Origin of the sequence: Pseudonocardia adelaidensis (assembly GCF_039543345.1) — a bacterium.
Classification (GTDB): domain Bacteria; phylum Actinomycetota; class Actinomycetes; order Mycobacteriales; family Pseudonocardiaceae; genus Pseudonocardia; species Pseudonocardia adelaidensis.
In genome coordinates this window covers 1-541 of the sequence record NZ_BAABJO010000110.1, presented here as the reverse complement: position 1 = coordinate 541, position 541 = coordinate 1, and the positions used below count along the sequence as shown (strand labels likewise).

At 45.1% G+C, this 541-nt stretch carries 1 protein-coding gene and 1 pseudogene; one reads left to right on the top strand and one right to left on the bottom strand.

Features of this window, described 5'->3' with window-relative positions; genetic code table 11:
• Positions 1–139, bottom strand: a pseudogene (locus ABEA81_RS42970) (F-box protein); the annotation flags it as partial.
• 187 nt (positions 140–326) lie between these two features.
• Between ABEA81_RS42970 and ABEA81_RS42465 the strand changes: the two are divergent.
• Positions 327–541, top strand: a 215-nt coding sequence (locus ABEA81_RS42465; RefSeq protein WP_345613746.1) for a hypothetical protein, incomplete at its 3' end; no start/stop codon positions are given.

Sequence of the window (541 nt, the reverse complement as noted above, 5' to 3'; positions counted from 1 at the left end):
CGGCGGGAGGGAAGATGGAGTAGTCGAAGCTGAGAGAAGGGACGGAGGACCAGAGGTTTCGCCATTTGCGAGAGACGGAGCTGGTTTTAACGGCGTCAATTGTGGGGAGGGAGGAGAGGATGTAGAGGAGGAGGTCGACTGGGAAGTCGTCTAGGCTCGGATGACGAGTAGTTGGCTCGGTTTGGTCTACTTCTTCTTCTTCTTCTCAGACTTTCTCTGATCATATCCCTAATTACCCCAATCAACAAACCCCAAACACTTCATCATCATCATCATCAGTTTCTTCCTGTCAATCTTTCCTACAGCCATCAAGCTTAACCGATCTCATGGAACTATTACCCGGAGGATTGGCAAAAACACCCAATTTAAGTTTCAACAACAGACCTATGCTTCGTGAGAACAGAGGTGGATTTACATACAGTACCGATAAATATAATACTACTGCTTTAGGAACTCAATTTATGATTGACGGAAATATTATCAATTCTAATGCAGATATGCAGGTTTCTTTAGACAACAGGCAGTTCGGTGAAGGTCCGAT